General features: G+C 67.0%; 25 protein-coding genes and 1 pseudogene. 11 read left to right on the top strand and 15 right to left on the bottom strand.

What is annotated here, in order from left to right; translation table 11 throughout:
* Nucleotides 1-92 precede the first annotated feature (92 nt).
* Complete coding sequence (locus tag MF407_RS04050) at nt 93-1337, bottom strand: homogentisate 1,2-dioxygenase domain-containing protein (protein WP_239701409.1); 1245 nt, start codon at nt 1335-1337, stop codon at nt 93-95.
* Between the two features lie 120 nt (nt 1338-1457).
* Here MF407_RS04050 and MF407_RS04045 point away from each other — a divergent pair, with 120 nt between their 5' ends.
* From MF407_RS04045 to MF407_RS04035, 3 genes and pseudogenes are all read left to right on the top strand, one after another.
* Nucleotides 1458-2294, top strand: coding sequence for a hypothetical protein (locus tag MF407_RS04045; protein ID WP_239701408.1), 837 nt, complete (start codon nt 1458-1460; stop codon nt 2292-2294).
* Nucleotides 2291-3496 carry a fumarylacetoacetase gene (gene fahA / locus MF407_RS04040; protein ID WP_239701407.1) on the top strand — a complete coding sequence of 402 codons (1206 nt, stop codon included), beginning with the start codon at nt 2291-2293 and terminating at the stop codon, nt 3494-3496. The genes MF407_RS04045 and fahA overlap by 4 nt, the downstream gene beginning before the upstream one ends.
* A gap of 90 nt (nt 3497-3586) precedes the next feature.
* Nucleotides 3587-3906: pseudogene (locus MF407_RS04035) on the top strand (formaldehyde dehydrogenase, glutathione-independent); the annotation flags it as partial.
* A 67-nt stretch (nt 3907-3973) separates the two neighbouring features.
* On the opposite strand, the gene MF407_RS04030 reads toward MF407_RS04035, so the two are convergent.
* Together MF407_RS04030 and MF407_RS04025 are read right to left on the bottom strand one after the other, a co-directional pair.
* Entirely contained in the window at nt 3974-4819 is an 846-nt protein-coding gene (locus MF407_RS04030) for an RDD family protein (RefSeq protein ID WP_239701406.1), read from the bottom strand.
* 81 nt (nt 4820-4900) lie between these two features.
* The gene (locus MF407_RS04025) at nt 4901-5233 is read right to left on the bottom strand and encodes a hypothetical protein (RefSeq protein WP_239701404.1); all 333 of its coding nucleotides are present in this window, start codon (nt 5231-5233) and stop codon (nt 4901-4903) included.
* Nucleotides 5234-5761: 528 nt separating this feature from the next.
* On the opposite strand from MF407_RS04025, the gene MF407_RS04020 reads away from it, so the two are divergent.
* The 5 genes from MF407_RS04020 (at nt 5762) to MF407_RS04000 (ending at nt 9499) form a co-directional block, all read left to right on the top strand.
* Nucleotides 5762-7177: an IS1380 family transposase gene (locus MF407_RS04020; RefSeq protein ID WP_239701403.1), complete on the top strand. Its 1416-nt coding sequence runs from the start codon at nt 5762-5764 to the stop codon at nt 7175-7177.
* A 245-nt stretch (nt 7178-7422) separates the two neighbouring features.
* Nucleotides 7423-8007, top strand: a complete 585-nt coding sequence (locus MF407_RS04015; protein ID WP_239701402.1) for a hypothetical protein — start codon at nt 7423-7425, stop codon at nt 8005-8007.
* A gap of 2 nt (nt 8008-8009) precedes the next feature.
* Complete coding sequence (locus MF407_RS04010; protein WP_239702845.1) at nt 8010-8492, top strand: DUF6301 family protein; 483 nt, start codon at nt 8010-8012, stop codon at nt 8490-8492.
* Nucleotides 8489-8998 carry a hypothetical protein gene (locus MF407_RS04005; RefSeq protein ID WP_239701401.1) on the top strand — a complete coding sequence of 170 codons (510 nt, stop codon included), beginning with the start codon at nt 8489-8491 and terminating at the stop codon, nt 8996-8998. Before MF407_RS04010 ends, MF407_RS04005 begins: the two co-directional genes overlap by 4 nt.
* A gap of 48 nt (nt 8999-9046) precedes the next feature.
* Nucleotides 9047-9499, top strand: a complete 453-nt coding sequence (locus MF407_RS04000) for a hypothetical protein (protein WP_239701400.1) — start codon at nt 9047-9049, stop codon at nt 9497-9499.
* Nucleotides 9500-9525: 26 nt separating this feature from the next.
* Here MF407_RS04000 and MF407_RS03995 read toward each other — a convergent pair whose 3' ends face one another.
* Together MF407_RS03995 and MF407_RS03990 are read right to left on the bottom strand one after the other, a co-directional pair.
* Complete coding sequence (locus MF407_RS03995) at nt 9526-9738, bottom strand: hypothetical protein (protein WP_239701399.1); 213 nt, start codon at nt 9736-9738, stop codon at nt 9526-9528.
* A 16-nt stretch (nt 9739-9754) separates the two neighbouring features.
* On the bottom strand, nt 9755-10105 hold the full coding sequence (locus MF407_RS03990) for a hypothetical protein (protein WP_129625731.1): 351 nt from the start codon (nt 10103-10105) through the stop codon (nt 9755-9757).
* 171 nt (nt 10106-10276) lie between these two features.
* On the opposite strand from MF407_RS03990, the gene MF407_RS03985 reads away from it, so the two are divergent.
* Nucleotides 10277-11218, top strand: coding sequence for a hypothetical protein (locus tag MF407_RS03985; protein WP_129625732.1), 942 nt, complete (start codon nt 10277-10279; stop codon nt 11216-11218).
* Between the two features lie 10 nt (nt 11219-11228).
* Here MF407_RS03985 and MF407_RS03980 read toward each other — a convergent pair whose 3' ends face one another.
* The 3 genes from MF407_RS03980 to hppD all read right to left on the bottom strand — a co-directional run bounded on the left by MF407_RS03980 (nt 11229) and on the right by hppD (nt 15292).
* Complete coding sequence (locus tag MF407_RS03980) at nt 11229-12671, bottom strand: MFS transporter (protein WP_239701398.1); 1443 nt, start codon at nt 12669-12671, stop codon at nt 11229-11231.
* Nucleotides 12641-13951 carry a M20/M25/M40 family metallo-hydrolase gene (locus tag MF407_RS03975; protein ID WP_239701397.1) on the bottom strand — a complete coding sequence of 437 codons (1311 nt, stop codon included), beginning with the start codon at nt 13949-13951 and terminating at the stop codon, nt 12641-12643. The genes MF407_RS03980 and MF407_RS03975 overlap by 31 nt, the downstream gene beginning before the upstream one ends.
* 135 nt (nt 13952-14086) lie before the next feature.
* On the bottom strand, nt 14087-15292 hold the full coding sequence (gene hppD / locus MF407_RS03970; protein WP_239701395.1) for a 4-hydroxyphenylpyruvate dioxygenase: 1206 nt from the start codon (nt 15290-15292) through the stop codon (nt 14087-14089).
* A 108-nt stretch (nt 15293-15400) separates the two neighbouring features.
* On the opposite strand from hppD, the gene MF407_RS03965 reads away from it, so the two are divergent.
* Entirely contained in the window at nt 15401-15862 is a 462-nt protein-coding gene (locus MF407_RS03965) for an Lrp/AsnC family transcriptional regulator (protein WP_129625736.1), read from the top strand.
* Here the strand turns inward: MF407_RS03965 and MF407_RS03960 are convergent.
* Nucleotides 15852-16511 (bottom strand): helix-turn-helix domain-containing protein, encoded by a 660-nt coding sequence (locus MF407_RS03960; protein ID WP_129625737.1) that lies wholly within the window; start codon nt 16509-16511, stop codon nt 15852-15854. The genes MF407_RS03965 and MF407_RS03960 overlap by 11 nt on opposite strands.
* 47 nt (nt 16512-16558) lie before the next feature.
* Here MF407_RS03960 and MF407_RS03955 point away from each other — a divergent pair, with 47 nt between their 5' ends.
* A complete protein-coding gene (locus MF407_RS03955; RefSeq protein WP_129625738.1) occupies nt 16559-17524 on the top strand; it encodes a P1 family peptidase in 966 nt (321 codons plus the stop codon).
* Between the two features lie 2 nt (nt 17525-17526).
* Here MF407_RS03955 and MF407_RS03950 read toward each other — a convergent pair whose 3' ends face one another.
* The 6 genes from MF407_RS03950 to MF407_RS03925 all read right to left on the bottom strand — a co-directional run bounded on the left by MF407_RS03950 (nt 17527) and on the right by MF407_RS03925 (nt 26109).
* On the bottom strand, nt 17527-19284 hold the full coding sequence (locus MF407_RS03950) for a DEAD/DEAH box helicase (protein WP_239701393.1): 1758 nt from the start codon (nt 19282-19284) through the stop codon (nt 17527-17529).
* Between the two features lie 176 nt (nt 19285-19460).
* Complete coding sequence (locus tag MF407_RS03945) at nt 19461-20459, bottom strand: zinc metalloprotease (RefSeq protein ID WP_239701391.1); 999 nt, start codon at nt 20457-20459, stop codon at nt 19461-19463.
* Nucleotides 20460-20655: 196 nt separating this feature from the next.
* Nucleotides 20656-20949 carry a DUF3039 domain-containing protein gene (locus tag MF407_RS03940; protein ID WP_129625741.1) on the bottom strand — a complete coding sequence of 98 codons (294 nt, stop codon included), beginning with the start codon at nt 20947-20949 and terminating at the stop codon, nt 20656-20658.
* A 175-nt stretch (nt 20950-21124) separates the two neighbouring features.
* Nucleotides 21125-21691 (bottom strand): YqgE/AlgH family protein, encoded by a 567-nt coding sequence (locus MF407_RS03935; protein WP_141928994.1) that lies wholly within the window; start codon nt 21689-21691, stop codon nt 21125-21127.
* Between the two features lie 183 nt (nt 21692-21874).
* Nucleotides 21875-24307: a DEAD/DEAH box helicase gene (locus tag MF407_RS03930; RefSeq protein WP_239701390.1), complete on the bottom strand. Its 2433-nt coding sequence runs from the start codon at nt 24305-24307 to the stop codon at nt 21875-21877.
* 353 nt (nt 24308-24660) lie between these two features.
* Complete coding sequence (locus MF407_RS03925) at nt 24661-26109, bottom strand: NAD-dependent malic enzyme (protein WP_141928996.1); 1449 nt, start codon at nt 26107-26109, stop codon at nt 24661-24663.
* Nucleotides 26110-26154: the final 45 nt, after the last annotated feature.

The raw sequence follows: 26154 nt of genomic DNA, 5'->3' as shown, positions 1-26154 counted from the left end.
ACTGTTTACCTGCCGTTCGGACAAGAGTTGACCGGTCGGCCGTCGCACCTCATGGGGTCTCGATCGCGGCACTCGCCCCAGGGGGCTCGCACCTACTCGACCGGCGTATTGATCCGTCCGCCGATCCAACTCCAGGCATATTTGCCGTCGTCGACCGCCTGGCCGGCTTCTCCGAGTTCGAGCGGACGGAACGTGTCGACCATGACAGCGAGTTCGTCGAACGCTTCGACCCCGATCGACTTCTCGGTTGCACCCGGCTGCGGGCCGTGCGCGTGACCACCCGGGTGCAGCGAGATCGAACCCCTGCGGATCCCCGATCCCTTGCGCGCTTCGTAGTCGCCGTCGACGTAGAACATGACCTCGTCGCTGTCGACGTTCGAGTGGTAGTACGGCACCGGGATCGCCAAGGGGTGGTAGTCGACCTTGCGCGGCACGAAGTTGCAGATGACGAAGTTGTAGCCCTCGAACACCTGGTGGACGGGCGGCGGCTGGTGGACGCGTCCGGTGATCGGTTCGAAGTCGTCGACATTGAACGCGTACGGGTAGAGGCAGCCGTCCCAGCCGACGACGTCGAGCGGGTGGAAGGGATAGGTGTAGACGGTGCCGACGATGCCGGTCGAGCCGCGGTGCTTGATGTAGACCTCGGTGGACTCGGACGGTTCGGCGCCGACGTCCTCGGCGAGCAGCGGCCCCTGCGGCCCGCGCAGGTCCCGCTCACAGAACGGCGCGTGCTCCAGCAGCTGACCGAACTTGGACAGGTAGCGCTTGGGCGGCGCGATGTGGGAGTTGGATTCGATCGGGTAGGCGCGCAGCGGTTCGACGAAACCTTCGTCGCCCTCGGCCAGCGGGATCCAGCGGTGTGTGGTCGCCCGCGGGATCAGCATGTAGTCGCCCTGGCCGACCGTGAAAGCACCGAACACGGTCTCGACGCGGGCGCCACCGCGCTCGATGTACACGCATTCGTCACCGATGCCGTTGCGGTACCAGGGGCTCGGTGCATCGGCGACGACGTAGGAGATGCGCACGTCGGCGTTGCCGAGCACGAGCCGGCGACCGGTGACGACGTCGACGCCCTCCTGGTCGGGACCGAACAGGTCGTGCAGCTTGAGACGCCTCGGCAACAGCGGATGGTTCGGTGTGGTGCGCAGCGCGTCGGTCAGTGGCCAGTCGCGGGCATCGCTGATCGCCGACGGGATGTAGCGGTGATACAGCAACGAGGAATCGGAGGAGAACCCCTCCTCACCCATCAACTCCTCGTAGTAGAGGTCGCCGTCGGCGTTGCGGTGCTGGGTGTGCCGCTTCGGGGGCACCGAGCCCTGGGACCGGTAGAAAGCCACGTTGCTTCTCCCCTTCACTTCTCGCGAGCCCACAACACCGGAGCGAGGCCCAACCGCACGACCGATAATCGGACGCGACTGTTCTACTTTTCGCTACGAGCATTCAGTACGGTGTGGCTCATGTCAACGCCGTCCCGCCGGTCGCAGTCCGCGTCGCCCCTCGCGTTGTTCGCCGGCCTCTTCGACGACGCCGCCGTCTTCCCGCCCGGTAGCTACCCCGTCGACGTCGCTCTGCAGCGCCGGTTCGAGCGCGCCGCGACGGTCGACGCGCGATACGTCGGCTCGTTGCTTGCACCACCGGCGCTGATCGACCGCATCCTGCAGGAGGTGCACCCGGTCACCGTCGTGGTCATCGGACGTCCGGGCGCCGACCTCGATGAGGTCCTTGGGTCGGCGGACGCCGTCGCGGAGGACTCGACGCACGCCCTCGCCGGCGTGCAGCTGGCCCGACAGGGAGGCTGGGAGAAGATCATCGGACTGGGCGTCCCCGTCGCCGTCGAACTACCCGCCGGCGATTATGAGCGCGGCCTGGATTCGCTTGTGCCGCACCGCTTTCAAGTGCTGGCCAAACTGCGCACCGGCGCGACGCCGAACAACGACGTCCCCTCCTGCGCCCAACTGGCGGCGTTCATTGTCGTCTGCCATGAGCGAGAGGTCTCGTTCAAGCTGACCGGCGAGATGCATCACGCGATCAGCCACGGCGCCGGCGACGAACGCGAGTTCGGTTTCCTCAACGTGCTCGCCGCCGTGAACGCCGTGCTCGACGGCGTCACCGCCGTCGACCTCGAAGCGATCCTCGACGAACGCGAGGCCGCCCGCGTGCTCGAACACGTCGGCCGGATCGACGATGGCCGCGCCCATGACGTCCGCAACCTGTTCCAGTCGTACGGCTGCTGCGACGTCGACGACCCCATCCGTGACCTTCGCACGCTCGGACTCATCGAGGAGAACCTGTGACCGACCTGCCCACCACCGAACTCTTCGGCCTGGACAACCTCCCCTACGGTGTCGCCACCAAGGCGTGCCACGCACCCCACGTGGTCGCCCGGCTGGGAGATCACGCCGTCGACCTGGCGGGCCTTGCGACCGACGCCGACGGAGCCGCCTGGATAGATGCGTGGTCGCAGCCGAACCTCAATGCCTTTGTTGCACAAGGACCTTCTTCCTGGGCGGCGGCACGAACCTGGTTGCAGGAAACGTTGCATGACCAGAGCCGGCGTGATGCCGTGCTGGCTCGGCTCCACCCCCTCGACGACCTGACCATGCAGTTGCCGATCGCGGTCGCCGACTACGTCGACTTCTACGCCAGCGAGAACCACGCCACGAATGTCGGACGCATCTTCCGACCCGACGGTGACGCGTTGACGCCCAACTGGAAGCACTTGCCGATCGGATATCACGGCCGCTCCGGAACCGTCGTGGTCAGCGGCACCGACATCGTCCGGCCGTGCGGTCAGCGCAAAGCCCCCACCGACACCGAACCGACGTTCGGCCCGAGCATCAGGCTCGACATCGAAGCCGAGCTCGGGTTCGTCGTCGGCGGCGACACGGCGGTCGGCAGCCCGGTGTCCATCGACGAGGCGAGCGACCACCTGTTCGGAGTCGGCTTGTTCAACGACTGGTCGGCACGCGACATCCAGGCCTGGGAGTACGTGCCGCTCGGCCCGTTCCTCGGCAAGTCGTTCGCGTCCTCGCTCGCTGCCTGGATCACCCCGATGGCGACGCTCCGGGCGGCGAAAACGGCTCTGCCGAAACAGGATCCGCAACCGCTGCCGTACCTGCAGGGCGACGACCTCTTCGGACTCGACATCGCGATCGAGGTCGAGATCAACGGTCAGGTCGTGAGCCGTCCTCCGTACTCCACGATGTACTGGTCACCGACCCAGATGCTCGCGCACATGACGGTCAACGGCGCCGGCCTGCGCACCGGCGACTTGTTCGCCTCGGGCACGGTGTCGGGCGATGAGAAGGACGAGCGCGGCAGCTTCCTCGAACTTTCCTGGAGCGGCAAGGAGCCGTTCGCGCTCGCCGACGGATCGACCCGATCATTCCTCGAGGACGGCGACATCGTCACTTTGCGCGCGACCGCCCCGGGCACCGACGGCGCACGCATCGGCCTGGGCGAGGTCACCGGCAGGATCCTCCCGGCGCGCACCTGACCTCCCGACCGGCGGGCGTCGTGCCCGCGAGCCGAGAGCCGAGATCATGTGTCCGACAAACCGGTAACCCTGCATGACGGTCGCGCGGGCGGGGGCGGCATCGGGATCCCCGGACTCTACGTGACCGGCGACCCCGGTGCTGTCGACGACAGCGCCAAGGAAGGCACGCTCGGCGTCCGGCTCGACCTGGGTTGGGCGAAGTCGCACTCCTTCTACACCGGCCAGTGCCCGGTGAGAAGTACAACCGCGGTCTGATGAAGATGATCCTCGCGGACAAGGCCGATGTCGCGAAGGCCGTCAACGCGACGGTCATCTCCCTGGACGACGCCCCGCAGGGCTACTCCGATTTCGACCAAGGAGCCGCGAAGAAGTACGTCATCGACCCGCACGGTATGACGAGGTCCGCCTGATCGGCGGCAGGAACAGAGTCGGCGCACCCGGAGTGGGTGCGCCGATTCTGTTGCTGCTCAGTGATTCTCAGTACATGCGGTCGCCGGGTGGTGTCTGCTCCTTACTTGCACCACCGCGCTGCTTGCGCACCACATAGGTGCCGGGCCACGAGTCGTGGAAGGCCTGGTTCATGCGGTCGCTCAGCGGGCGCAGGTAGTCGACGATCTGGAAGATCGTCACCAGGAAGCTCAGCAACGGAACAGGGCCGACGATCGAGGTGAGTTGTTTGACCGCGAACCGGTAGACGGCGGCACCGAAGGTGGGCGGTTTGTCGTTCTCCTCCCGGCGCACCTTGATGCCCAGCAGCATCTTGCCGACGGTCTGGCCACGCCATACTGTCAGGGCCACCTCGTACACGAAGTAGACCGCGACGGCGACGAGTCCGACCTGCCAGGGGAAGTTGTAGAGCGCGTCCGGGGCGTCGGGTGTACCCCGGCCTTCGCGGGCAGCGTCCAGACTCTCGTTGAAGTAGGTGCGGACCACGTGCACCCAGTCCGACAACCAGGGCCAAGCCAGCGGCGCGGCGATCGCGGAGGTCAGGATGTTGTCGACAATGAATGCCAGCGCTCGACGCCAGAACGGTGCGAGTTCGGCGCCGTCCGGTGTGCGTGCCGTGGCGGACGCCGGCTGGAACCGGCCACGATACGGACCGTTCGGACTGCTCTGCTGCTGACCGGGCCGGTGCTGGCCCGGATGCGGGAGGTGCGGGTGCTGGTGGTGCTGGGGCACCTGCGGCGCCGCGCTGATGTGGGACTTCTCCAGGCCCGGCTTGACGCGGGGCATCGTCCGGTCGGTCCACAGGATTCCGTCCCAGTACCGCAGGGTGTCCGGGTCGTTCGGATCCGGATACCAGCCGGACGCACGTTCGCTCATGTCCGCATTGTGTCAACCGCCTCGGGCGGCGGCGACCACCGACCGCGTACCTCCCCCTGGGGAGGAGGCGAACAGCCGTGCTCAGTTGTCCCGCTGACGCGCTACGGCCAGGGCGATCTCGTCGTGGGTACGCAGCAGTTCCAGCGCGCTTCCCCAACGTTGCATCAGTTGGCGCAACTGCTCGCGAGTGGTGTCGTGCGGCGATTCGAACGCCATCACCCAGTGACGGCCGTGTTCGCGCAGGTGGTCGCCGACGTGTGCCCGCAGCGTCCGGCTGGTCAGCCCCGGAAAGCGGGCGGGGTCGGCCACGAGCGCCGCGGGGAGTGCGGGATTCACCGACGCGGGAGTGATGACATGTCGTTCGGTCGCCCAGCGGTACCCGATCATCGCGAACTGGACGCCCGTGTCGGCCACTCGTTGCCCGAGCGCGAACAGACCGTTCGCGACACTGTGCCTGCATCCCAGGCTCCCCGGGCCTATGCGCCCGCCGACGTCGAGGTGGCGTTGAGAAACGCGCCCACCAACGCCGATGGTGTCCGGGTGGATCCGCGGACCGGTCGTCCCGTCGTGCTGGAGAATCCGCGAGGAGCCCGAGGGGTGGGAGATGTGTTGGGATCCCCAGTCGCGAGACTGGGTCGCACGCAATCGTGGCGACGGCTGGGGTAGAGAAGGCCGGCCGGTGCCGACATTGGGCGTCGACGAGACTGCGGCTGGTCGGTACCGCTCGGGCGACGTCCACTATCCAGGAAACCACCCTCCCGAGGTATCTTCGCGATCAACGTCATTCACACACCGAAGGTCTGAACAGATGAACCCGACTAACCCGGATCGTTCACGGTGCCGCGGAGTGATCGGCGCGTAGAAGCACGGAAGTGCCTGCCCAGCAGGGGAAACTTGGACTTGCGACGGTTCAAGATCTCCAGATTGGAAGGCACTCCGTAGGTGAAGCGTACTTTGTGGTCCAGTGGGTTGTCCGTGTCCGGTGATGGTGTCGGCGTGGTGGCCCACGCGGGGAGTGTCGGACTTCGGCTGCTGGCCGACCGAACCGGCCTGACGGGTGGTCTCGCTGCAGCGATGGCGCGCCACTCGTTCACCCCGGTCCACGACCGTGGCCGGGTCCTGGTCGATGTCGCGGTGATGCTCGCCGATGGCGGTGAGGCGATCGCCGACATCGACGTGCTGCGCCATCAGTCCGGGGTGCTGGGTCCGGTCGCCTCGCCACCAACGGTGTGGCGCACCTTGGACGAAGTCACGCCCGGTCGGCTGAAGAAGATCGCCATCGCGCGGGCACGCACCCGACGCCACGTGTGGGCGCAGTTGCCGGGCGGCGTCCCGGCGAGCAAGGTCGCCGGCAGTGACCTCGGGAGTGACCTCGGGAGTGACCTCGGCTCGACCGTGGCGCTCGATGTCGATGCCACGATCGTGATCGCTCACAGTGACAAGGAGCATGCTGCGCCGACGTTCAAGCGGACCTTCGGGTTCCATCCGCTCGGCGTATGGTGCGACAACACGCAGGAGTTTCTCGCAGCGAAGCTGCGCACCGGTCGAGCGGGGTCGAACACGGCGACCGATCACATCGAGGTCCTCACCGACGCGATCGCGCAGGTCCCCGCAACCCACCGTCGCGATCTGCTGATCCGATCCGATGGCGCTGGCGCATCCCATGGGCTGCTGGACTGGCTCACCGAACAAGGTCAGATCCGTGGCCGCAGCCTGGAGTACTCGATCGGGTTCGCGGTCACCGAGAAGATCCGCGAGGCGATCAGGCTGGTCCCGCAGCAGGTGTGGTCGCCCGCGACGAACGCGGACGGCGGGGTGCGCGAGGGTGGTGACGTCGCCGAGCTGACCGGGCTGCTGAACCTGGAGAAGTGGCCGGCCGGGATGCGGGTGATCGTGCGCCGTGAACGGCCGCACCCCGGAGCACAACTGTCGCTGTTCGAGGAGACCGACGGGTGGCGCTACCAAGCCTTCGTCACCAACACCAGCACCGGGCAGCTCGCGTTCCTCGAAGCGCGGCACCGTGCGCATGCCCGGGTCGAGGACCGGATCCGGCACGCCAAAGACACCGGCCTCGGACGGTTCCCCTCGCGGGAATTCGCGATCAATACCGCGTGGCTGGCGTTGACCATGATCGCGGCTGATCTGGTCGCCTGGACCCGGGTGCTCGCCCTGACCGGCGACGCCGCTCCACTGGCATCGTGCGAGCCGAAAGCGTTGCGGTACAGGCTTCTTCACGTCCCCGCCCGGCTGACCCACGGTCAGCGGCGACGACGGTTGAAGATCCCTGAAACGTGGCCCTGGGCCACCGCGATCGTCGCGGTCTTCGCGAACATCGCCGCCATCCCGTGGCCAGCCTGACCCAACCCGTCCGCCCACGACATCACCACCCGGAGAACCGCAGACCGGCAGCGCCAGCCGGCACCTCGTCATCCCCACGGAACATCACCGAGCGAACTCACGCAGCAACACCGTCGATCACGACCTCATGAAAGACCGAGGCTAACACCACGTCGGTTGAAGAGGTCAGCGTCCGCGTTGTATGGGCGCGGCCGCAGGAAACCGCCAAGGAGATCGCGCACCAGGTCGATCTGTTCATGCACGGAATGCGAGAACGTACCGGCATCTCGGTGTGGACCCTGGGGACCGAACGCACGCCGTGGCCCAAGGGCCAGGCAGAACAAGCGGAACTGGTCTCGCAGATGAGGTCGACCGAAGGGCTGGCGCGGCAGGGCGATTGGGACGGTTACGCGTTCTGGGTGCGAGGCTTCACCAGTGAGGCGGTGGCAGTCGCGCATGTCAGCGCGGGTCAGGATCACACGGGGGGACGCATCCCGGCTCAACGCGCTGACATCGAGGTCACCGCGGTCGACGGTGAACATATCCCGCGGGCCTTCACCGATGCTGTCGTCAGTTCAGCGGTCGAGGGGTGGGATCCCCTGATGGTTCGGCTCGGAACGATCGAAATGCAGCGTCTGGCGCGCCGCGGAAACTGGAAGATCACTCCCGGGTATCGGCTCTGGCTCGCTGACGCCGTCGGCAGAATCGATCACGTCGCCGACGGGGTTCAGGCAGAGCGAGTAGAGACCGGCACTCTGCTGACCCTGCCCGACGACTGGTCCGCCCAACAGGTTGTCGATGCCACTCAGAAAACGCTCGAGCTGAACGGGCTCGACGAGCTACCTCATTGACGGTGCGGTCCATCTGGCAGTCGATTCCGGTCGATGAAGCGCTCGACATGCTGCAGTTCTGGGTGGACGCGAACTGGCCGATGACCGAGCGGGAGGCCGCGGAGTTGTCCAGCGAGATCGGCTGGACCCAGGACCAGGACGGATGGGTTTCCAACGACCGCTTCGGACTGAGCTTTCCCGACGTCGAGGGCATCGGACCGGCAGATGACCCCGTGAAGACGATCATGCTGACCCTCACCGATCACGAGAAGAACATCACCGACGACTTTGCTCGATTCATCGCCGACCGCTTCGCCGATTACGTCGACGGTGCCGAAAAGCGTTGGGGTAAAGGCGCATTGCTTCGCGGCGAGGTTGATCGCGCCTACTTCGATCTGGAATCACGGGGCGGTGTCATGATCGTCCGCTCGAAAGTTGTGGAGGCGCTGTACCTCACTCAACCCGAGGTCGACCTGCGGAAGGCGAACAAGGAGTGGGCCGCGTGAGCGTGCAGCAGGCGGGACTGGGCTGGGAGGAGTTCACGACACAACTGGCGCGTGCCATTCGTGAACTTCCGGATCGAGGATTCCTCGTCGTCCAGGACGAAGCGACTCACGCCTATGTGCAGTTCGCCGCCGACCACGACGCAGTCGCAGCGGAGTGCACCAGTAACAGCAATCAACAACTCACTCACCCTGCCGACGACAACGGTGAGCAGCTGCTCGCAGAATCAGGTTGGACGCCTTACTGCGATGCCCAGCCGAACTGGACGTTTCGCCTCGACCTTCCGGCGATCACAGCACGGTTCGACCAGCTCGCGCACAGCTGTGTCGTCGCGTTGCGCGATGTGTACGGAACCTCGGCCCCCGAGCAACTCAGCTACACCGCATGGCGTGAGCCGGAAGTCATGCACTCAGGCCGGACCTACACCGACGAGGAGATCTCTTCCCTCGATGCGGGGCAGAACCCCCTGCCGGTCGAGAGCCTCACCATCCCGATGACGCGTAGGTGACGAAGTCGTCCCGAAGTCGGTGTCGTTCAACACTGAAGGTCTGAGCAGATGAACACGACCACCACCGCGCCGGTCGCAGAGGTCAGCGTCCGCGTCGTCTGGGCGCGGCCGCAGGAAACTCCCGAGGAGATCGCGCACCAGGTCGACCTCTTCGTGCACGGAATGCGAGAACGTACCGGTATCTCGGTGTGGACCCTGGGGACCGAATGCACGCCGTGGCCGAAGGACCAGGCCGAACAAGCGGAACTGGTCTCGCAGATGAGGTCGACCGAAGGGCTGGCGCGGCAGGGCGATTGGGACGGTTACGCGTTCTGGGTGCGAGGCTTCACCAGTGAGGCGATGGCTGTCGCACATGTCAGCGCGGGTCAGGATCACACGGGGGCTCAACGCGCTGATATCAGGGTCACCGCGGTCGACGGTGGGGACCGCGTAGTCAGCGAGCGAATCCGTGGTCGTCGAGAGCTTCGTCAGCAGCGTCCCGAAACCCGCCGCGCCGCCTGACCGGCGGGAGATCAACACGTTGAGGTTCACCTCGGAAACAACGCGATGTACAGAACCAGAGCGTCGAGCATCTCGGTCGCCAACGTCATCTCGTTCAGGCCGAGCGGAACCAGCCCCGGTGCCGGTGATCCCGCCAACTGATCGTGCGGCACCACAGGCGGCAACACTCGGATGCGCGGAGCCGTGTCGACCGCGCTCGAGCGCACCCGGGCGACGAGATCGGCGAGCCCCTCCGCCACGGTCAGTCGGTCGGCTTCACCGTCGACGCGCGGCAATGCGCGGCAATGCGATCTGCGCGAAAAGGCCCGTCGACAACAGCGCACGTCCCGGCGGTGCGTCCTTCAACGTGGGCGATGTCGTCTGCGAACCGGTGGGCGCCTGGTTACGTTTGAGGGCCGGGTCGTTGGCCAACAGATTGCTGACGAAGCTCACCGCGATACACACCGCGCAGACCAGGCCGGCGGTGAACGCAGAGGCCAGGTGGGTGCCGATCCGGTTGGTCCATCGACGCAACAAACGGTCGGGGCCGTACATCAACGCTTGCGCGAGTCGCTGCCGGCGAGCGCCCATCGCCTCGATGAGTTGCTCGTCATAGTCGTACGCCATCGGTCCTGCTCCCCCGGGGTTCCCCTGGTTTTACGCCCACAGCACCGTACGCGAAGCGGGCCGTGGCCTGGGACGCCGGAACCCGCGTCCTGGTTTCCGCGACCTGTGGATCCATTGTGTTGTGCGGCTGTGACACCCCGCATCGTCGGCGCCTGGTGTCACACTGAGCCGGTGAACGTGCTCGGGCTACAGGCCCTCTCCGATCGCTGGTCCGCCTCGCGGATCGGCCGGATTCATCGCGAGTCGAACGAACTCGAACTCGGCATGCACTCCCTGGCGCTCGCCGCACAACACGTCCTGTGCGCGGCGCCGTTCCTCGTTGCGATGTCTGCGATCACGCGCACCCTGCACATGGGCGACGTGGCGTTGCTGTTGTCCGACACGATGGGACTGCGGGGCGACGCACAACACGAGATCATGCAGTTGTTCCGGGTTCGTACGCACGACGGCGCCGGAGCCTTCATCACCGGTTTCCTGATCTCGTTCGTGTTCGCGACCGGAGTCTCGTTGACGATGCAGCGCACCTTCGAACGCATCTGGCGTCTGCCGCACGCCGACCTGCTCAGTGCCTGGCGGCATCTGGTGTGGGCTCTGATGACCTCCGTGCTGTTCGCCTCGGCGCTGTGGGTCAACACCGCAACCCGCAACTGGAACGTCTCGGCCACGGTCGAGGGCTGGGTCGAAGCACTCACCACGGGTTTCGCGGCGTTCGGCTACTACTGGTGGACGCAACGAATCCTGTTGCGCGGTAAGGCACGCTGGGGGCAATTGTTGCCCGGTGCGGTCCTGATCGGTCTCGGCACGACCGTTCTGATCCTCGCCGTGCAGGTGCTCGCGCCGAACGAGATCACCGAACAGGTCGCCGACTACGGACTGGTGGGGGCCGCATTCATCCTGGCGCTGGTACTCGTGGCGTTCAGCACCATCCTGTTGTGGGGCGTCTTCCTCGGCCGCGACCTCAGCAGGTGGCTGGTGGCCCGCCGGTTCGACGCCGCGCACTCGAGTGACAACCCGGACGCCACCACCGCCACCGCCACCGCCACTGCTATCGACACCGGTGCAGCGCCGGCTGTCCTCGAAGGTCCGGTGACGCAGCCGACCGCTGCGCTCTGACCGAGCCGAGTCAACTCCCCGAGCCCTGCGTGCGGGGTCCACGTAATGCAAGGATCACCGCAGCGAGCAGTGCCGTGGCGCCACAGATCGCCCACACCGTCAGGTAACCGCCCAGCGAGGCGTGGTTCGCCGCGGCGTTAGCGTCGATGCTGCCGGTGGTCGCCAGCGCGATCGCGAACACACTGCTGGCGACCGCGCCGCCGATGGTCTTGGTCATGTTGGTCATCCCGGTCACGAAGCCGGTATGGGTGTCCGGTGCCTCCGCGGCCGCAGCCGCCGGGAGCGCCGCCACCAGCAGTCCGGAACCGAGGCCGGCCACAGCCATGTTGATCATCAACTGCGCCAGCCCGTCATGGAGCGGCAGGAACATCAGATACCCGACCCCGACCAGCGTCGCTCCCAGGACGAGCGCGCCGTTCGGTGTCAGCAGCCGCGCCAGCCAAGGCAGAGCCAGGGCGCCGATCGCAAGCGTGATCACGTAGAGCCCGATGATCGTCGAGACGCTCGCCGCGGTCGCCCCCAGTCCGTAGCCGGTCACGTCCGGGTCGGTGCGCGCGAAGGTCGACAGCGGGATCTGGGCGCCGAGCACGGAGACTCCCAACAGGAACGCGGTCAGCTGGATCGGCCACTGCCGGCCGGCACCGAGTACGCGCAGATCGACCAGGGGTTCGTGGTGGCCCAACTCGTACCGCCCGAACACGACGAACGCCGCGACCGCGGCGACGAGCAGGATCAACGGCCAGACGCTGAGCGGGCCGCGCAGACGTACCAGGATCAGACCGCCCATCATCAGCGACAACGCGATGGTGATCAGCGCGAACCCGCCGAGGTCGAGCGACGCTCTGCGCAGCACCGGCACTTCCGGAACCCCGAACCAGATCGCCGGGATCGCGAGGGTGACCACGACGGCGGGGATCGACAACAACGCGGTCATCGACCAGGTTTGTGCGAACGCCCCGGCGAACACCGCAGCCGCGATGACCGATACCTCGAGTCCGAAGACCAGCAGTGCGGCCGCAAGGCGGGTGCGTTTCGGGTCGCCCTCCGTGCGGCGGTGGATGATCGCCACCTCCAACGGCAGCCACACCACGTAGAAACCGGCGAACGCCCAGGCGATGAGGAAGGTCCAGAAGGTCGGCGCGAACGCAACCGCCCACGTCGCGACCGCGGTGACGACCGTCGACAGCAGCAGCACCTTGCGATGCCCGATCACGTCTCCCAGTCGAGCGAGAATGGGTACGACCAGCGCAGAGACCGTCAACTGTGCCGCCTCGAACCAGTTGACGTCGGCGTCCCGGATGCGCAGTTCACGAGCGATGTCGGTGAACAACGGCGTGTAGAAACCCTGCAGGAAACCGCTGGCGATCTCGACGCAGACCAGGAACCCGACGACAGCGCCGATGCCCTTGAGCCCGGTCTTGCTCAGATCTGCGTCAGAAGTGTTGTGTACCAACGGATTCCCTCCTCGAAGGACGACACTTCCAGGCGCTCGTCGACGTTGTGCAGGCTCTCGCGCTGGCTCGCGGTCATCCGGAAAGGATTGAACCGGTAGCAGTCGGGCCACTCCCGCTGGAAGTGGCGAGCATCGGTGGCTGCCATCACCACGTACGGCGTCGGGACGACGTCCGGCATGACCTGTTCGGTGACCGATGCGATGAGTTCGTACGCGTCACCCATCGCTGCGACCGGGCTCGGGTCGTACGAGGTCAGCACGGCCACCTCGATGTCGTCACCCAGGATGCGTCGAATCCGGGCAACAGCCTTTTCGGCGCTCTCGTCGATCGACACCCGGACGTTGACCGTGGCGGACGCGTCCGTCGCCAGGACGTTCTGCGCCGGGGACCCTTCCAGCTGGGTGACCGCGTAGGTGGTCCGCACCATGGCCGCGGTCGCCGGTCCCGTGCGAGCGAGCAGTTGGGTCAGCGGTTTCCGCATCGAACCCGCGCGGGACAGCAGCTGACGGACCGGCGCTTTGGCATGAGGCGCGATGGTCTCCAGCATGCGCAGACTCGGCTCGGTCAGGTTCGACGGTGCGGGGTGTTTCTCCAACGCCAGGATCGCCTTCGCGAGGATCGCCGGCGCACTCCTGCGAGGCGGCATCGAGGCATGCCCACCTTCCGCGCGCGCAGTCAGACGGACGACGACCAGCCCCTTCTCTGCGAGACCGATCACGGCGAGCGGAGCATCGACGCCCGGGAAGACGCCCGTGACCGCCATGCCGCCCTCGTCCAGCACGAACCACGGGTCGACCCCGCGCCGCTTCAACTTTGTGACGGCCGCGGGCGCGGTGTGCCCGGCGATCTCCTCGTCCGACGAGAAGGACAACCAGACGTCCCGGCTGGGAGTGACCCCCTGGACGATGAGCTGTTCGACCGCGGCGCAGATTGCGATCAACGACCCCTTGCAATCGAGGGTGCCTCTCCCCCAGAGGAATCCGTCGGCGGCCACTGCCTCGTAGGCCGGGTGCGTCCAGTCGTCGCAGCTGTTGACAGGCACGACGTCCTGGTGGGCCATGAGAACCACCGGCCGTTCATCACCGGATCCGCGCCAGCGCAGCAGCAGTGCATGGTCGGGAAGTTCGACGCTTTCGCACGCCTCGAACAGCCGCGGGAAGTGTGCCCGAAGGTCGCCGTGCAACCCCTCGAACTGAGCTGGGTCCTTGTCCGGCCCGGCGACCGTGCGCCACCGGACGGCGGCCTGCAGTGCGGCGAGCGCGGGAGAGATCTGCGACATGTCGGCGAGCCTAACCAGCGAACGCCCCACCCATACCCAGGTTTCGAGGAACCAGGTTTCGAAGAACGAAGAGCCCCGACGGCGGGCCGTCGTCGGGGCTCTTCGAGTGCCGAAGGTTTCGGCACTCAGCGGCGGTCAGAGGTTGCCGCGGCGGTCCTGCTCACGCTCGATCGCCTCGAACAGGGCCTTGAAGTTGCCCTTGCCGAACCCGAGCGAGCCGTGCCGCTCGATCAGTTCGAAGAACACCGTCGGGCGGTCACCCAGCGGCTTGGTGAAGATCTGGAGCAGGTAGCCGTCTTCGTCGCGGTCGACCAGAATGCCGCGCTTCTGCAGTTCTTCGACCGGCACGCGAACGTTGCCGATGCGGGCCCGCAGCTCCGGGTCCTCATAGTAGGAGTCAGGGGTGTCGAGAAACTCGACTCCGTTGGCGCGCAACGCATCCACCGAGTTGAGGATGTCGTTGGTGGCCACGGCGAGGTGCTGTGCGCCGGGGCCGCAGTAGAACTCGAGGTACTCATCGATCTGCGACTTCTTCTTGGCGACGGCCGGCTCGTTGAGCGGGAACTTCACCCGGTGGTTGCCGTTCGCGACAACCTTGCTCATCAGCGCGGAGTAGTCGGTGGCGATGTCGTCACCGATGAACTCGGCCATGTTCACAAAGCCCATGACCTTGTTGTAGAAGGTGACCCACTCGTCCATCTTGCCGAGCTCGACGTTGCCCACGATGTGGTCCAGGGCCTGGAACAGACGCTTGGGATGACCCTCGCGCTTGACGAACGTCGAGGACGCCTCGGAGTAGCCGGGCAGGTACGGACCGTCGTACTTGGAGCGGTCGACCAGCGTGTGGACGGTGTCGCCGTACGTGGCGATCGAGGCGATGCGGACGGTGCCGTGCTCGTCGGTGATGTCCTCCGGCTCACGCACGATCTTCGCGCCGACCGAGCGGGCCCGATCGATGCACTTGTCGACGTCAGGCACCTCGAGCGCGATGTCGACGACGCCGTCGCCGTGCTTGCGGTGGTGCTCGACCAGTTCGCTGTTGGGGTCGACCGCGCCCTTGATGACGAATTTGATGGAGCCGGACTTCAGCACGAACGACTTGTGGTCGCGGTTGCCGTTCTCCGGGCCGCTGTATGCAACGAGGTCCATGCCCCAGACGCTCTGGTAATACTGCGCCGACTGGGTGGCGTTTCCGGACACGAAGACGATGGCGTCCCAACCGGTGACAGGGAAGGGGTCGTTCTTGGCGTCGTACTCGACGAGGCCGACCAACTGCTTCAACTGGTCGAAGTCGAGGTTGGCTTCGCGCTCCTGCGGAGTGAGGTCAGGGGTGTCAGTCATGGACACACTGTGACCCAAGCCACAGAGACTGTTCAACCGGGCCTTCCAAGCTTGATCATCATGTACAAACTGACACCTGCGGGCGCGTGAACTCTGTACAGTTCGACCATGTTGGACCATCTCGACCGCCGCCTGCTGCACCTCCTGGACGCTCAGCCGCAGATCGGAGTGCTCGGCGCCGCCCGTGAACTCGGCGTCGCCCGCGGCACGGTGCAAGCCCGCCTGGACAAACTGCGCTCGCGCGGCGTGATCGCCTCGGAGAGCCCTTCCCTCTCCCCTGCCGCCATGGGCTTCCCGGTCACCGCGTTCTGCACCCTGTCGATCGCCCAGCGGCACGGACACGACCCGGCCATCGCACATCTGGCCGGTGTCCCGGAGGTGTTGGAGGTACACACGATCACCGGTGAGGGCGACCTGTGGATCCGGATCGTCGGTCGGGACAACGGCGATCTACAACGCGTGATCGACGAGGTGCTCGCGACGGACGTGGTCGTGCGCAGTTCGACGGTGATCGCGCTCGCCGAGCTCGTCCCCTATCGCACTCAGCCGCTGGTGGAGGTCAGTGGTTGAGCGCGATGGCGAGATCGGATGCCGCTGATTGGACCGCGGCACCGACACGGTCGCCGTCGAACGGCGCCATCGCGACCAGGCCGATGGAGGCGTCCAGCCCGTGCGCGCCTATGACCGGGGCGGCCAATCCGTGTGCACCCGGCTGGAGTTCGCCGTCGCTGGTCACCCACGAGTCGTTCCCGTCGCGCCCGCCGAGGATCGCCCGGCCGGCGGCGCCCACCTCCAGCGGGTGGCGAGTGCCCTCGCGGTAGGAGACGTGCAGACCCGTCCAGCGCGGCTCGACGACAGCGATCGCGAGCGCCTCGGAGCGGTCGGCGACGGTGAGGTGCGCGGTGAGTCCGGTGTTCTCAGCGAGCTCCCGCAGGATCGGTGAAGCGACATCGCGCAGGCCCGGCCAAACCGCGTTGGCGAGGTGAATGAGCCCCACTCCCAACGAGATTCGTCCGTCGATGCGGCGAATCACGATGTCGCGACGTGCCAATGAGGCGACCAGACGGTAGATCACCGGACGCCCGACACTCAGCTTCTGGGCCATCTCGGTGACCGTGAGCCCACCTGCGTGCGCCGGGTCGGCGAGCAAGGCGATGACCGCGAGGCCACGATCCATCGTCTGCGAGGTCTCACCGCCCAGGTCGTTCTCATTCACCATGCGATGCACCGTACCTGCCGGCACGCGGAGGATAGGGTCGTTCGGCCATGACCGATCGACTCGCAGTCCTCACCGATACCGGCAGCATCAAGGATGTGCCGGGGGTGCGCGTCGGGCACCGCACGATCGTGCGCGACGACGTCCGCACCGGCGTGACCGCCATCGTCCCCACGCCTGTGCCGACACCGGAACGACCGCTGCCATGCGGGTTGTTCGTCGGCAACGGACACGGCAAGCTCATCGGTTCGACCCAGGTGGCCGAGATGGGCACGTTGGAGACCCCGATCGTTCTCACCAACACCCTCAGCGCGTTCGGTGCTGCGGACGCGCTGGTGGGATGGATGCTCGACCGTCCCGACTGTGCCGACGTGGTCACTCTCAACCCGTTGGTCGCAGAGTGCAACGACTCGTGGCTGTCCGACATCCGGCAACGGGCGGTCACGGCTGCGGACGTCCGCGCAGCCCTGGACGACGCGAGCGACGACTTCGCGCTCGGTGCCGTCGGAGCGGGCACCGGAATGCGCGCCCTCGGATTCAAGGGCGGCATCGGCACCGCGTCCCGTGCGGTCGGAGACCAGCGACTCGGCGTGCTGGCTCTGACCAATTTCACGGGCCATCTCCGACTCGACGGACGGCCCGTCGAACCGGCCAACACGGCTGATCCGGAAGGAAATTCGTGCGTGGTTGTCGTCGCGACCGATGCCCCGCTCGATGCACGCCAACTCGGCCGCATCGCCCGTCGCGGGGTGTACGCGATGGGCACGGTCGGTGCCGCGTACAGCCACGGGTCGGGTGACTACGCAATCGCGTTCAGCACACGCCGCGCGGACGACGCCCGCTCGGGCTGCGTTCGCGAGAAGGATCTCGATCCGTTCTTCAGCGCGACGCTCGAGGCGTCTGCGGAGGCGATCGTCTCCTCGCTCTGGCACGCCGAGACCACACACGGTCGTGCGGGCCATGTGGCGTACGGGCTACGCGAGACCCTGCGCGAGCGCGGCCTGCTCGACCGTTGAGTTCAGCGCTTGCCGACGAACCAGCGTCGGATGAGATCGATGCGAGCGCCGACCTCGTCGTTGGAGGCGCGGTCCAGCGTCGGCCCCCCGCACTGCCCACGCAGATCGTTGTGGATGACCGCGTGCGGCTGCCCCGTCTTCTTGGCGTAGGCGGCGACGAGTGAGTTGAGTTCCTTGCGCCGGGCCGCGAGCGCCCGGTGAGCGGCGAGCGGGGCGTCCTGTTCCTGCTTCTTCTTGCTGCTCTTGCTCTGCTGCTTGGCTTGCCGTTCACGCAGCAGATGAGTCATCTGGTCGGGTTCGAGCAGACCGGGAAGTCCGAGATACTCCTGCTCGTCCTCACCACCGGTCTCGCTGCCCAGACCCCACTGCTGCTTGTCGAACAGCACATGGTCGAACTCCGCCTCGGACTCCAGCGCCTCGAACGACATCTGCTCGTCGGCCAGCGCTTTCTCCTGCTGGTTCGCCTCCTGGAGCAAGCCGTCCTCCTCGGCCCACAGCGGCTCCTCCCCCTCGGGCTTGGGGCGGTCGAGCGCATGGTCGCGCTGCTCCTCCAGTCGGGCGGCGTGTTCGAGGATCAGCGGGACGGTGGGCAGGAACACCGACGCCGTCTCACCGCGTCGCCGGGCACGGACGAAGCGTCCGACCGCCTGGGCGAAGAACAGTGGCGTCGAGGTGGAGGTGGCGTAGACGCCGACACACAGACGCGGGACGTCGACGCCCTCGGACACCATGCGCACCGCGACCATCCACCGGTCGTCGGACTCGGCGAACTGCTCGATGCGGGCCGAGGCCCCGGCGTCGTCGGACAGCACGACGGTCGGCTTGACACCGGTCAACTCCTCCAGCGTGCGCGCATACGACCGCGCGGCCGTCTGGTTGGAGGCGATGACCAGGCCTGCGGCGTCCGGGACGTGCCGACGCACCTCGGACAGTCGCTTGTCGGCGGCGCGTAGCACGGCAGGGATCCACTCGCCCTTGGGGTCGAGTGCGGTGCGCCAGGCGGCAGCCGTGACGTCCTTGGTCATGGGTTCGCCGAGGCGGGCCGCGATCTCGTCGCCCGCGCGGGTACGCCACCGCATCGCCCCGCCGTACGCCATGAACAGCACCGGCCGGACGACGCCGTCGCGCAGCGCCTCGGAGTACCCGTAGCTGTAGTCGCTGGCCGAACGACGGATGCCGTCGGCGCCCTCCTCGTACCGCACGAACGGGATCGGGCTGGTGTCGGAACGGAACGGCGTACCGGTCAGCGCCAGCCGGCGGGTCGCGGGCTCGAAGGCCTCGCGGATCGCGTCACCCCACGACTTGTTGTCGCCGCCGTGGTGGATCTCGTCGAGGATCACCAGCGTGCGGCGGGCGAGGGTGCGAGCGCGGTGCAGTGCCGGACGGCTGGCGACGCCCGCGTAGGTCACCGCGACGCCGTCGTAGTCGGCGGCGTGCTCCTCCTGGGCGTTGGTGAAGCGCGGGTCGATGTTGATCCCGACCCGTGAAGCGGCGTCGGCCCACTGCACCTTGAGGTGTTCGGTCGGCGCGACGATCGTGACCTGGTCGATGACACCGCGGTCGATGAGCTCGGTCGCCAGCCGCAATGCATACGTCGTCTTGCCGGCACCGGGGGTCGCGACTGCCAGGAAATCGCGGGGCTCATGTTCGAAATAGGTGTGCATCGCCCCGGCCTGCCAGGCACGCAATTTGCCGGCGGTGCCCCACGCTGCGCGTTCGGGGAAGGCCGGCGACAGATGGGAAGCGGCCGAGGTACTCACGATGGCAAACCCTAACCGCCCACGGTGACAACGATCGAATGCGCAGGTCAGCGCCGTGAGGCGGAACGAGCCCGCCAGGCCACCCAGGACGCACCGCGGCGGCCGACCCCACTTTCGAGGGATTCGGCCGCCGCGACGCGCTGGTTCAGATGCGCCTCACAACCAAGGACGGTGGGTCAGGCGCGGTAGGTCGTCCACTGGTTCTGCATGCGGGTGACCTGCCCCGGGGTGAACTTGTTCATGCACACGTCGCTCGTGTAGTCCATGAAGTTGGTGATCGGGTCGAGTCCGGCAGACGACGGGCAGGAGTCGCGGCCGGTCGGGCAACCGGATGCCGGTGAAGCCTCCGCGGGGGTGTCGCTCACCTGGTCGCCCTGACCCTTACAGCCGCCCTGGAAGGTGTGGTACAGGCCCAGCCAGTGACCGACCTCGTGGGTGCCGGTGTCGCCCTGGTTGTACGGCGCGGCACTGCCGCCGGGCAGGCTCTCGTCGAGCAGTACGACGCCGTCACGAGAGCTCAGGCTGCTGGTCGGGAAGGTCGCCCAGCCGAGCAGGTCCTGGCCGAGGTCGGCGGTGTAGACGTTGAGGTCGCCCATGTCGCCCTTGCGCAACTTGGACTTCATCTGCGACTCGGCGGTCGAGCCGTGCACCAAGCCGTTGTACCAGGTGGCGTTGTTGGTGCGGTCGGTCGAGACCAGGCGGAAGGAGAAGCCCGAACCGCTGTAGGCCTGGTTGAGCACGGAGATCTGGCTCGACACCTCGGAGTCGGTCAGCGCACCCTTGGTGCCGTCGGTGATCACGTGGAAGTACACGTCGATGACCGCGGCACTGAACGTGCCGGTACCCGGCTTTGCTGCCTTTGCGCCGGTCTTGGTCAGCTTGCCGTCGGCGTTCTTCGCCAACCCCTTGTGAGCGGCGTCCGCCTGGAATTTCTTCTCTGCGGCCGCCACCTGTGCCGGGGTCAGCTCGTTCGGGTCGTGCTTGCCGGAACCGTGCTTCACCCGGGCGGTCGCTCCGGCGCCTTCGTGGTCATGGCTGTCGGGAACACACACCGACGCGGAGTCGATCTTGGCCTGGGCGAGCGAAAGGCTCGCGTTCGCGCCGGGGGCGAGGCTGAACGCGGCGCTACCGGCGAGAGCGACGGAGGCGAGCACGGTGGTGGAACGGCGGATCATGAGCGTCCTTTCCAAGACGTCAGCCGGACGGCGGGGCGTCCGGCTCAGGGGAACCCGCTCAGGCTAGAAACAACTCGGTCAAGACGAGGTCAAGAGAGGACAAAGATCGCTCCAGACTTCTCCGACTCCCGCGACGGAAGGGACGACGAAGGCCCTGCGTGGTGCTTGCACCGGGCCTTGGTCTGATCTCGTGAGGTCAGTCGCCGGAGTCGTCGCCGCCGGCGCCGAACTTCTCGTACACCTCTTTGCAGGCCGGGCAGACCGGGAACTTCTGCGGGTCACGACCGGGCACCCAGACCTTGCCGCACAACGCCGTGACGGGGTCTCCGGACAGCGCGCTTTCGAGGATCTTCTCTTTCTTCACGTAGTGGCTGAACCGTTCGTGATCGCCCGGTTCCTGCAACTGCGGTTGGACCTCTTCACGCTCGAGGACACCCGTCGAGGTGCTCGGCGACGAGAGGCGTTCGTTCTCCAACGGTTCGGTACTCATGCGTCCAGCATAGGTCGGCGCTGACAAAATGACCGGCAATGAGTCGTCCCCCGCAACGCACCGGCGGTGATAGCCGTCGCGGTCGGGGCGTTCGGTGGTCACCTGCCACAACACGTCGACCAGGGAGGGTTTCCGGATCGCCGGGTCGATGTACCGCTCGACCCCGTGAACCGGGTCAGTTCATCGTCGGGTCGTCCGGGAAGGTGATCGACCAGGCGGCGACTCCCCCGACTCGACGCAGCACGTCCTCCCACAGACGCAGGGGCGATTCGGAGAAGGCGTCGGCAGCTTCGGCGTCCACCACGAACCAGTGACCTTCGCGGATCTCGGTCTCCAATTGGCCCGGACCCCAACCGGAATGACCCGCATAGATACGCAGTGCCGCGATCTCGGGAAGCACGACCGAGGGCGGGGCGTCCAGGTCGACCAACCCGACTCCACGGAACAGTCTCTTCAGACCGAGCGACTCCCCGCCACCGGGCATCGAGACGAGCCCGAGCGCGGAATCGAGTCCGAGCGGACCGCCCTGAAAGAGGTGGTCCGGGTCGGTGACGTGCTCCTGCCAACCCGGCAGGACGGCGTCCACGACGGCTTCGAGCGGGCGGTTCAGCACAATGCCGTGGGCACCCTCGCTGCTGTGGTTGAGCAGCAACACCACCGAGCGGTCGAACAGGTCGTCGTCGGCGACGTCCTGTTCTTCGCGCGGGACTGCGACCAGCAGTCGTCCGGTGAGGTTGTCCACCGTCCCATTCTGACGCGAGCCGATCCTCCCGTGGACGACTGCCCCGGCGCGGATGCGATGTCGCCGAGCCAGAACTGCTCAAACCGCGGATCAGACCCCCCAGATGTGCAAACCGCGGCCGATCGGCCGCGGTTTGCACCACCAGGACGTTTCAAACCACGGTTTGCACAGTCCCGCTATGACTCAGTAACGCGGACGACGTCCACCGTCACGGCCGCCACGACCCTCGCGGTCACCGCGGTAGCCGCCGCCCCCGCCGCCACGGCGCGGACCACCCCGGTGGCCACCACCGGCGTAACCGCGTCCACGACCCTGGCCGCGTCCACCGCGACCTGGCTGCAACACCTGCTGCAGGTCGTCGTCGCTCACCGGTGCACCCTGCGGGGTGCTGCCCCCGGTGGCCGCGATGACCTCGTCGCCCGGACGGGTCTTCTTCAGTTCGGTGTCGACTCCCGCCTGGTCGAGCAGACGCTCGACGGTACGGCGCTGGTGCGGCAGCACCAAGGACACCACGACACCCTGCTCACCGGCGCGAGCGGTACGCCCGGAACGGTGCAGGTAGTCCTTGTGGTCGGCCGGCGGGTCGACCTGCAGGACGACGCCCACGTCGTCGACGTGGATGCCGCGAGCTGCGACGTCGGTGGCGACGAGAACCGGCAGGCGTCCGTCGCGGAAGGCCGACAGTGCGCGGTTGCGCTGGCTCTGGTTGAGGCCGCCGTGCAAGGCAGCTGCGACGACGCCGCACTCGCGCAGTTCGGAGGCGATGCGGTCGGCACCGAGCTTGGTGCGGGCGAAGACGACCGTGCGTCCGGGTCGGTTGACGACCTCGGCGGTGACGATCTTCTTGTCCTTGGGCTCGATCAGCAGCGCGTGGTGCGCCATCGTGGTGACGGTCGCGGTGCCGTCGTCCGTCGAGTGCTCCGCCGGATCGGTGAGGTACTTCTCGACCACACCGTCGATGCCGCGGTCGAGGGTGGCCGAGAACATCAGGCGCTGGCCGTCGGCCGGCACCAGGTCGAGGATCTCCTCGATCGCTTCGAGGAAGCCCATCTCCGCCATGTGGTCGGCCTCGTCGAGGATCGTGATCTCGACGCGGGACAGGTCGGCGGCGCCGCGCTCGATGAGGTCCTTCAGACGACCCGGGGTGGCGATGAGGACGTCGACGCCGCGCTCGAGAGCCGACAACTGCGGCTCGTAGGGCATCCCGCCGGCAACCAGCTTGTGGCGCAGGCCGATGACGTGCACCAGCGGCTGCAACGCATCACTTACCTGCATGGCGAGCTCACGGGTCGGGACGAGGATGACCGAACGCGGCTGGTGTGCGCGCGCCTTGCCGCCCTTGGCCAGACGGGTCAGCGTCGGCAGACCGAACGCGAGCGTCTTGCCGGAGCCGGTACGGCCACGGCCGAGGACGTCGCGCCCGGCGAGGGCGTCCGGGATGGACGCGGTCTGGATGGGGAACGGCTGGGTGATGCCGTCACGGGCCAAGCGCGCGACCAGCAACTCGGGAAGACCGAGATCGGCAAAGCCATTGCCCTCCAACTCGATCGGCTCGGTCGTGGTGACCTCGTCGACCTCGTTGCGCTCGGACCAGCCGAACGCCTCGTTGGTCGGCTCGAGTTCCTCGAGGTGACCTGCGGGCTTCTCGGTCTCTTCGAAACGGGGACGGTCGTCCCGGCGATCGAACGAACGACGGTCATCGCGGCCCTGGTAGCCACCACGGTTGCCCTGCGGACGGTCGTCACGACGGAAGCCGCGGTCGTCGCGGCGGCCGAAGTCGCGTCCACCATCGCGTCCGCCATCGCGGTCCCAGCGACGCTGACCACGGTTTTCGGAGCGGTTTTCGGAGCGGTTGTCGGAGCCACCGCGGGGACGGTCGTCACGGCGGTCGAAGGAACGTCCGCCCTGGTAGCCACCACGGTCGTTGCTGCGGTCAGCCTGAGCACGGTCGAACGAACGACGCTCATCGCGGTCCTGGTAGCCACCGCGGTCGCCCTGCGAACGGTCGTCACGACGCTGGTAGCCGCCCCGGTCACTCGTGCGGTCACTGTTGCGGTCGTCGCGACGGTCGAAGGAACGTCCGCCCTGGTAGCTGCCACGGTCGTTGCTGCGGTTCCCCTGAGGGCGGTCGTCACGACGGTCGAACGAACGACGGTCATCGCGGCCCTGATAGCCGCCGCGGTTACCCTGCGGACGGTCGTCACGCCGCTCGAACGAACGACGGTCATCGCGGCCCCGATAGCCGCCGCGGTTACCCTGCGGACGGTCGTCACGCCGCTCGAACGAACGACGGTCATCGCGGCCCTGATAGCCGCCGCGGTTACCCTGCGGACGGTCGTCACGCCGGTCGTACGAGCGACCCTCACGGTTTTCGGAGCGACCCTGGTACCCACCACGGTCGTTGCTCCGGTCATTGTTTCGGTCGTCGCGGCGGTCGAAGGACCGGCGGTCGTCGCGGTCGAACCGGCGAGCGCCGGAACGCTCCGGACGGTCCTCGCGGCGGGCGGGCTTGCCGCGTTCGGCGGACGTGCGACGAACTTCGCCGCGCTTGGCCTCGACCTTCTGGCTACGGCTCCAGCGGGCCTTCTTGGTTCCGTCGTTCTTCTTGGGCGTCATCGTGCAGTACCTCTTGTCGGGTTACGGGCACCGCAAGAGAACCCCTACAAGGGCCGATTGTCGGCCGAAAGTGACTGCGTTTCAGGCGTATTCGCCACGCTGTGGATGGGGTGATCCGGGTGCCTCAGATCTCGGCGCCCACAAGAAAATTCACACAGATGAACGCAAGACCGCGAAAATGGATTCCCCCAGTCTAACGGCTCCCGCGCGAACTTCCGACCACGCAGGGGTTGCTGGGCGGTGACGTCGGGCACACCGTGGCGCTCCTCGCCGCGAGACACCTGGAAGTGCACGAGGGAACTGCGCCTACGCAGTTCCCTCGTGCATTTCGCGCTACCTCGCCCGAACGTCGGTCAGTCCTCGAACGGCTCGTCCTGCTTGGTGCTGTGCCGCTCCCCTTCGAGTTCGGCGCGGGCAGCCTTCTCGACGGCGCGGGCCACGACCATCGAGATGTCGGGCTGGAACACCGACGGGATGATGTAGGCCGGGTTGAGTTCGTCGGGGCTGACGACGTCGGCGAGCGCTTCGGCCGCAGCCAGCATGATGTTGTCGTCGATGCCGTCCGCTACTGCGTCGAGCAGGCCGCGGAACACACCCGGGAACACCAAGACATTGTTGATCTGGTTCGCGAAGTCGCTGCGGCCGGTCGCCACCACGGTCGCGTGCTGAGCGGCGGCGGTCGGATCGACCTCGGGCATCGGGTTGGCGAGCGCGAAGACGATCGCGTCCTCGTTCATGGTCGCGATGTCGTCACCGGTGAGGATGTTGGGCCCGGAGACCCCGATGAACACGTCCGCGTCGCGCAGCGAGTCGCGCAGCGTGCCCGAGATGCCGTCGGGGTTGGTGTGGTCGGCGACCCAGCGCAGGAACGGGTCCTTGCCCTCGACGATGTCCTCACGGTCGCGGGAGACGACCCCCTTGATGTCGGACACCACGACGTGGGTGGCGCCGGCGGCGAGCAGCAGTCGGGTGATCGCCGTACCGGCCGCGCCGGCTCCGGACTGAACGACCTTGACGTCCTTGAGCTCCTTGCCGACCACGCGCAGCGCGTTGCGCAGTGCGGCGAGCACGACGATCGCGGTGCCGTGCTGATCGTCGTGGAAGACCGGAATGTCGAGTTCGTCGCGCAGGCGGCGCTCGATGTCGAAGCAGCGCGGGGCGGAGATGTCCTCGAGGTTGATCCCCGCGAAGACCGGCGCGATGGCCTTCACCGTGGCGATGATCTCCTCGGTGTCCTTGGTGTCGAGGCAGATCGGGAACGCGTCGATGTCGGCGAACCGCTTGAACAGCGCCGCCTTTCCTTCCATGACCGGCATGGCCGCGAGCGGGCCGATGTCGCCGAGCCCGAGGACTGCGGTGCCGTCGGTGACCACCGCGATCGTGTTGCGCTTGATGGTCAGGCGGCGGGCGTCCTCGGGGTTGTCGTGGATCGCCATGCAGACGCGTGCGACGCCCGGGGTGTAGACCATCGACAGGTCGTCACGGTTACGGATCGGGTGCTTGGACTTGATCTCGATCTTGCCGCCCAGGTGCGCCAGGAAGGTGCGGTCGCTGACCTTGTGGACGACGACGCCGGCGACGGTACGCATGGCCTCGACGATCTCGTTCGCGTGGTCGCCGTCGCGCGCGGCGACGGTGACGTCGATCTTGATGCTCTCGGCGTCGGACGAGGTGATGTCGAGGCCGGTGATGAGGCCGCCCGTGCGCTCGATCGCGCCGGTCAACTCACTGATCGCGGTGGCCCGGCCGGGCACCTCGAGTCGGACGGTGATCGAGTTGGAGACGGAAGGCATCGCAGTCATGACTCCTTTCTTACCGTGTCCACGCCTGCCGTGCGGACGGGGTCA

Source organism: Yimella sp. NH-Cas1 (assembly GCF_022359705.1).
GTDB lineage: Bacteria > Actinomycetota > Actinomycetes > Actinomycetales > Dermatophilaceae > Yimella > Yimella lutea.
This window is presented reverse-complemented; position numbering and strand designations above follow the sequence as displayed.